This window comes from Acidobacteriota bacterium (genome assembly GCA_035471785.1).
GTDB lineage: Bacteria > Acidobacteriota > UBA6911 > RPQK01 > DATIPO01 > JANQFM01.
Window position 1 is genome coordinate 43,910 of record DATIPQ010000099.1, and the last position, 6,875, is coordinate 50,784.

7 protein-coding genes are annotated in these 6,875 nt (G+C 61.8%); 6 read left to right on the forward strand and 1 reads right to left on the reverse strand.

The window, feature by feature from the left end:
- Nucleotides 1-15: 15 nt before the first annotated feature.
- The 6 genes from hrcA (at nt 16) to VLU25_14615 (ending at nt 5,587) form a co-directional block, all read left to right on the forward strand.
- A complete protein-coding gene (hrcA, locus tag VLU25_14590) occupies nt 16-1,095 on the forward strand; it encodes a heat-inducible transcriptional repressor HrcA (protein ID HSR69161.1) in 1,080 nt (359 codons plus the stop codon).
- A 67-nt stretch (nt 1,096-1,162) separates the two neighbouring features.
- Nucleotides 1,163-1,819: a nucleotide exchange factor GrpE gene (locus VLU25_14595; GenBank protein HSR69162.1), complete on the forward strand. Its 657-nt coding sequence runs from the start codon at nt 1,163-1,165 to the stop codon at nt 1,817-1,819.
- A gap of 57 nt (nt 1,820-1,876) precedes the next feature.
- Nucleotides 1,877-2,983 (forward strand): molecular chaperone DnaJ, encoded by a 1,107-nt coding sequence (dnaJ, locus tag VLU25_14600; GenBank protein ID HSR69163.1) that lies wholly within the window; start codon nt 1,877-1,879, stop codon nt 2,981-2,983.
- 116 nt (nt 2,984-3,099) lie between these two features.
- Nucleotides 3,100-3,960 carry a 50S ribosomal protein L11 methyltransferase gene (locus VLU25_14605; GenBank protein ID HSR69164.1) on the forward strand — a complete coding sequence of 287 codons (861 nt, stop codon included), beginning with the start codon at nt 3,100-3,102 and terminating at the stop codon, nt 3,958-3,960.
- Nucleotides 3,961-3,992: 32 nt separating this feature from the next.
- Nucleotides 3,993-4,724 carry a 16S rRNA (uracil(1498)-N(3))-methyltransferase gene (locus VLU25_14610; protein ID HSR69165.1) on the forward strand — a complete coding sequence of 244 codons (732 nt, stop codon included), beginning with the start codon at nt 3,993-3,995 and terminating at the stop codon, nt 4,722-4,724.
- Between the two features lie 38 nt (nt 4,725-4,762).
- Nucleotides 4,763-5,587, forward strand: a complete 825-nt coding sequence (locus tag VLU25_14615; protein ID HSR69166.1) for a transporter — start codon at nt 4,763-4,765, stop codon at nt 5,585-5,587.
- Nucleotides 5,588-5,594: 7 nt separating this feature from the next.
- On the opposite strand, the gene VLU25_14620 is transcribed toward VLU25_14615, so the two are convergent.
- On the reverse strand, nt 5,595-6,875 hold a 1,281-nt coding region (locus tag VLU25_14620; GenBank protein ID HSR69167.1), incomplete at its 5' end, for a vitamin B12-dependent ribonucleotide reductase.

Below are 6,875 nucleotides of genomic sequence, written 5' to 3' on the forward strand. Positions count from 1 at the left end.
GAGTGCTGCGCCGACATGTCTGCTCAACAGGAAGTTGAAGAACTCAGCGAACGCCAGCGCAACCTTCTCAAGGCCGTTATCCGGGAATATGTGGAAACGGGCAAGCCGGTCGGCTCGCGCAGACTGACCAAGCTCGATCCCGAGGGCATGAGTGCTGCCACCATCCGCAACGCGATGGCCGATCTTGAGGACCTCGGCTTCGTCACCCAGCCTCACACTTCAGCCGGGCGGGTTCCCACCGCCGAAGGCTACCGCTTTTACGTCGACTCCCTGATCGAAGCCGGGCCGCTCTCGCGCCGCGACCTGGAGAAGATCAAAGAGAGTCTGGCTCAGGAAAGCGATCCCGGAGAACTGATGGACAAGACCTCCAAGATCTTGTCCTCTTTCTCTAACAACCTGGGTTTCGTACTGGCGCCGCCCATCTCTTCCATCGTCATCAAGCGCATCGAGTTCATCAAGATCGCCCATCGGCGCGTGGTGGTCCTGCTGGTTTCCAAGAGCGGACTCGTGCAGCACCGGACCATCCAGACCGGGGAGGACTGGGAGCAGACCGAGTTGGATCAGGCGGGCCGCTACCTGGCCACTCATTTCTCGGGCAAGACCCTGACCGAGACCCGGGCCGAACTGCTGGCCATGATGTCGGAAGAGAAGGCCCTCTACGACCGCATGCTCAAAAACGTCATCCTGCTCGGTTCGGCGGGACTGATGGCTCACGAAGAGGACGACCCGTCGGAGGGCGAGGTTTACTTCGGCGGCATGAGCGGCATCATGGAAAAGCCTGAGATGGCTGACGTCAATCGCATGATCAGCCTCTTCGAAGCCTTCGAGGAGAAAAGCCGGCTGGTTCAGATCATCTCCCAATGCCTGCGCAGGGAGGATCCCAGCGGGCCGGCCGTCACCATCGGGCTCGACGACAGCCTTCCGGCCGAGTTGCGCGATTGGACCATCATCTCCTCTCCCTACCGCAGTGAAAGCCGCATCATGGGCGGTCTGGGCGTCATCGGTCCCTCGCGCATGGAATATGAAAAAGCCATCAGTTTGGTAGACTATGTGGCCAAGCTGGTGGGCAAGCTGATCAGCCAGCAGGAGTTTTAGCTCAGCCAGGCACACCCATTACCGGGTTGCTTGCCAATCCCGAACGAGCATCTTACATACATGTACCATGAGCAAGAAAGCTGAAAAGCGCGTGGCCGAAATCGAAGGCGAGAACTCCCAGGTCGAGCAGGATCAGGAGCAGGAACTGCACGATCCCGGAATCGGTCCCTCTGAATCGGATCAAGAGGTGTCGGAGGAATTGCGGCGCCAATGGGAAGATCGCATCGGCGAATTGAAGAGAGAACGCAGCGAATACCAGGACTTGCTGCAGCGCAAGCAGGCCGAGTTCGAAAACTACCGCAAACGGACCTTGCGCGAGCGCGAGGGGATACGCCTGGCGGCCCAATCCGAGGTCTTGCGCAGCTTGCTGAGCGTGGCCGACGCCTGCCAGGCCGGCATCGAGAGCATGCCCCAGGACGAAGATGAGCCCCGCCTCCAGAGTTATCGCGACGGATACGAACTGCTGGCTAAAGAGATCGACAAGGTTTTCAGCAACTTCGGCGTAGAGGAGGTGCCGGGTCAGGGGGAACCCTTCAATCCCAACCTCCACGAAGCCGTGATGCGGGAGGAATCCGAAGAACATCCCGACGGGATCATACTGGAGGAGTTCCGCAAGGGATACCGTATCGGAGACTATTTGCTGCGCCCCTCCCAGGTAAAGGTGTCCGTCCGGCCCCAAAGCGAGGAAGAGGGCCAGTCGGTAGAGGTCGACATCAAGGCATAAGACCTGTTCCCCCTGCCTGTCCCGCTCTTTTCCCTGCTGCCACATAAGAGGAGCCGAATCGTGAAGCGTGATTATTACGAAGTGCTGGGCGTCGACCGAAACGCCTCGGCCTCCGACATCAAGAAGGCCTATCGACGCCTGGCCCTCCGCTACCATCCTGATAAGAACAAGGGAGATAAGGTGTCGGAGGAGAAGTTCAAAGAAGCGGCCGAAGCCTACAGCGTCCTCAGCAACGCCGAAAAGAAAGCACGCTATGATCGCTTTGGACACTCGGGCCTGGGCCAAGGCGCCTCCAATATCGACCCCGACATCTTCAGCGATTTCGGCGACATCTTCGGCGACTTCTTCGGTTTCGACATCTTCGGCGGCGGACGCGGCCGTCGCGGCCCCCGACCGAGGCGGGGAGCCGATCTGCGTTACGACCTTTCCATTACCTTCCAGGAAAGCGCCGAGGGGACCAAGACCAAAATCAAGATTCCGCGCACCCGGGCCTGCAAGACTTGCGACGGCAGCGGAGCCGATCCCAACCATGGCACCCAAACCTGCTCCACCTGCCAGGGCAGGGGACAGATCGCCTATCAACAGGGCTTCTTCACCATCTCCCGCACCTGCAGCGCCTGCCAAGGCCAAGGCCAGGTCGTGAAGGAAAAGTGCCCAGACTGCGGCGGTCTGGGGCGCAAGCGGGAAGAGCGCGTGATGGAAATGAGAATTCCCGCCGGAGTTGCCTCGGGAACCCGCTTGCGCATCGGCGGAGAAGGAGAGGCCGGCGAAAACGGCGGACCCTCGGGCGACCTCTACGTGGTGGTCAACGTCGAAGAACATCCCTTCTTCCGCCGTGAAAACGACGACGTGGTGTGCGAGATTCCCGTCAGCTTTCCGCAAGCCGCCTTGGGAGCCGACATCAATGTCCACACCCTCAACGGCGAAGAGAGAATCCGCATTCCCGAGGCCACCCAGACAGGCGATACCTTCCGCCTCAGGGACAAAGGGTTTCCCAGCCTCAACGGCCGGGGACGCGGCGATCAAGTCATCAAGGTGCGGGTCGTGACTCCCACCCAACTCTCCTCCGAACAACGCGAACTCTACGAGCGCCTGGCCGACTTGGCCGGCGAGGACCACCACAAGGGCACCTTCTTCGACAAGGTGAGAGACTTTTTCAGTTAGGCCGTCGCCCCCTAACTGAACCCTCCATAGCCTTGGCGAAGGAGGGTAAACCCAGTTCGAAATGCGATATCCGAAGTCCGAAGCGTAGGGAAAACGCCAACCCCCTTGAAGCCCACATGACCACCTGGACCCGCATCCGCTTCAAAGTCCCCGCCTCCCAGCGCGAAGCCGCCGCCGCCCTGCTGTGGGCCATGGGGAGCTGCGGCTTCCAGGAAATCGAGGACGACGGCGCGGTCATCTTCGATTCCTACTTCGAGGCCGAGCACCCTCCGGCCCAAACGGCCCAAGGACTCTCAGCCCAAGCCCAGTCGGCCCGAATCGAACTCCTGAGTCCCCCTGAACCCCTGATCTACCAGGCCGATCCCCACGACTGGATCGTCAACTGGAAAAAGAACTACCGCAGCTTCCAGGTAGGCGGCACCTTCTACATCCATCCCTCCTGGGAAGACCCCGACCCCTCCATCCCCGTCAACCTGCAAATCGACCCCTCCCACGCCTTCGGCACGGGAACCCACGAGTCGACCCAGCTTTGCCTGCTGGCGCTGCCCGATCTGGCCCCTGTCCACACCGCCATGCTCGACCTGGGAACCGGCTCAGGCGTCCTGGCCGCCGCCGCCCGTCGGCTCAATCCCCGACTCGAGATCACCGCCCTCGACAACGACCCCAAAACCGCCGAGGTGGCCCGCTTACTCTTCGCCGACAACGCAATCGACGGCGTCCGCCTGCTGACCGGCGAATTGCGTTCCCTGAGCGGACGCTTCGACCTGGTCACGGCCAACCTCACCCTGGACATCTTCCGCCGCATCGACCGAGACCTGCTGCCCCGCGTGGGCCGGACCCTGCTGGCCTCGGGGATCACCCGCGACCAGGAAGAGGCCCTGGTCACCATCCTCGAGGACTCGGGCCAGTTGCAGTCCTCCCCTCCCCAGCGCCTCAAGGGCTGGAGCGCCATCGTGTTCAGGCGCGCCGCTGCTTGAGCGCCCTGCCGCCATGCAATACTCTGCTGGACATGTATCGGGCACTGATCGAACAGGTCGACCTCAAGACCGGGACCGCATCTCTCGGCAGCGACGAGGCTCACCATCTCAATCGGGTGCGCCGACAGAAGGCCGGGGACCCATTCCTGGGTTTGGACGGCCAGGGAGGGCTTTACCTCTGCACCTTGCGCCGCCGCGGGCGGGACTGGGGCGCCGAGATCGTGGAAAGGCTGGAAAGCGAGACCGAATCGCCCCTGCACATCGTGCTGGCGCAGGCCCTCGTCAAAAAAGACAAGTTCGAGTGGGTCATCCAGAAAGCCACCGAACTGGGAGTCCGGCGGATCGTCCCCCTCATCACCGAGCGCACCGAGGTCCGTCCCCGCCCCGCCAGCGCCCAACGCAAGATGCGGCGCTGGCACAAGATTCTCGTCGATGCCCTCAAGCAGTCCGGACGCCTCAGCCTCCCCCAACTCGAAGAGCCGCAGGACCTGGCCCAATTCTGCGCCGGCGACCAAAGCCAGGCCCGCCTGGTGCTGGACGAAGAGGGCAACCTCGCCTGGAGCCAGGCGCTGGAGGCCTTCCCGTCTCCTCCCGCCAGTTGCACCGTCTACATTGGTCCCGAGGGGGGATGGGACGATCGCGACCGCCAGGTTTTCGCCTCCCATGATCTTCCGCGCATTCGGCTCGGTCCCCGAACCCTGCGCACCGAAACCGCCCCCGTCTGCGCCCTCACCTTGCTGCAACACGCTTGGGGCGACCTGTAAGCTTGACCCGGCACCAAGCGAGGACTAAACTCCCTCGGATGAAGAGAGCATTTCTGGTGATCGCGATGCTGGGACTGTGGGGAAGCGCCCTCTTGGGACAACAGCGTCCGCTGCTGACCGAACCCGCCAATACCGTAGAAGAGGGCCACCTGCTCTTCGACGTGGGATTCGAGTTCTACCAGGACGCCGTCTTTCCCTTCTCGGGCTTGGAAGGCGACCTTTCGCGCCTGGGCGTGCTGGGCTTTCGCCTGGGAGTCAGCGAAGACGTCGAACTGCAACTCCTGGGCAGCGTGCAAAACGTCCTCAACGTTGACCGCAAGTTTGTCGGCCCTAATACCCCCAATCTCGATTTCAGCGACGACGACACCACTTCGGTAGGCGACTTTACACTGGCCGCCAAGTGGCGCTTTCTGGATGAGGACGAGGGACGCCCCGCCCTGGCCTTCCGCTTTGGGTTCAAATTGCCCAACGCCTCCAACGAGAGCGGACTGGGCACCGACGAAAGCGACATCTTCGGCGCTTTTCTGCTGGAAAAAACGGTGGGCCAACTGCGCGTCATCGGCAATGCCGGATTCATCATCTTGGGCGATCCGGTCGACAACTCCTCGCAAGACGACCAGTTCCTCTACGGCTTGGCCCTGCTCCATCCGGTGGGCGACAATGTCAATCTGCTGGCGGACTTTCATGGACGCGCCGGCGACTCCGGATTCGGCACCGAAGAAACCTCGAACCTGCGCCTGGGCGCCCAAATCAAGACAGGCGGCATCCATTGGGACTTCGGCGCTCACTTCGGCTTCGAGGACGCCGATCCCGACACCGGCTTCTTCATCGGCATCTCAAAGGACTTCAAGCTCTGGGATTGATTTGCCCCTAGCTGCAGCCAGAGGTGCTGCCGCAGACGGTGCAGACGTAGCAGTTGCCGTTCCGCTGCATGAGGTTGCCGCACATTCCGCAGGTGTGGGACTCGCCGTTGGCGCTCTCGCTGATCAAGCGCTCGGCGGCTTCCCTGTCTCCGGACTCGGCCTTCAACTGCGACTCGGGGAAGTTGACCTGCACCCCGTCTTCAGAACGGCTCTTGCCGTTGGGCTTGACCTGCTGGATGCCCAGCGATTCCTGCACCTCGGGGCTGAGGTAGCGGCTGGCCAGGTAACGCACCACATAGTCGGGTATTGAAGTGGCGAAGCGCACCTGCTCGTTGTCGGTATAGCCGGCCGGCTCGAAGCTCATGTGGGCGAACATGCGCACATAGTCCTCAAGCGGCACGCCCCTCTGAAGTCCCATCGAGATGGCGATGGCCCAGGCCATGGCCATGCCCTGCAAGGTCGAACCCTGCTTGGCGAAGTTGAGGAAGATCTCTCCCAGTTCGCCGTCGTCGGGATACATGCCCATGGTCAGAAAGCCCTTGAATCCCTGGATGCGGAACTCATGCTGGAAGGCCGGATGGTCCTTGGGCAAGTTGCGGTGGGCGGGCGTGGCCTCTTCCTTGGCCTTGCGCTCTTTGTTGGAGAGAGGCTGCACCCATTTGCAGCCGTCGCGGTAGACGCTGACCGATTTCATGCCCAGCTTCCAACCCTGCACGTAGGCCTCTTCAATGTCTTCAACGGTGGCCTCGTTGGGCAAGTTGATGGTCTTGGAGATGGCGCCCGAGAGAAAAGGCTGCACCGCTCCGCACATCTTGATGTGGCCCATGTAGTGGATGGAGCGGTCGCCGTTGAGCGAGCGGTCGGCGCAGTCGAAAACCGCCAGATGCTCTTTCTTGAGTCCGGGAGCGCCCTCGATGGTTTCCTCGCGGTGGATGAACTCCATGATCTTGGCTATCTGCTCGCTCTCGTAGCCGAGTCTCTTGAGGGCCCTGGGGATGGTGTTGTTGACGATCTTGAGGGTCCCGCCGCCCACCAGTTTCTTGGTCTTGACCAGGGAGAAGTCGGGCTCGATGCCGGTGGTGTCGCAGTCCATCATGAAGGCGATGGTGCCGGTGGGGGCCAGCAACGTGACCTGAGCGTTACGGTAACCCGTCTTGGAGCCCTTCACGATGGCGTCATCCCAGGCTTCCATGGCGGCGTGCAGCACGTCCATCGGCACCAGGGCCGAATCGATCGAGGACAACGCCTCCCGATGCTTGTGCATCACCCGCATCATAGGAACCCGGTT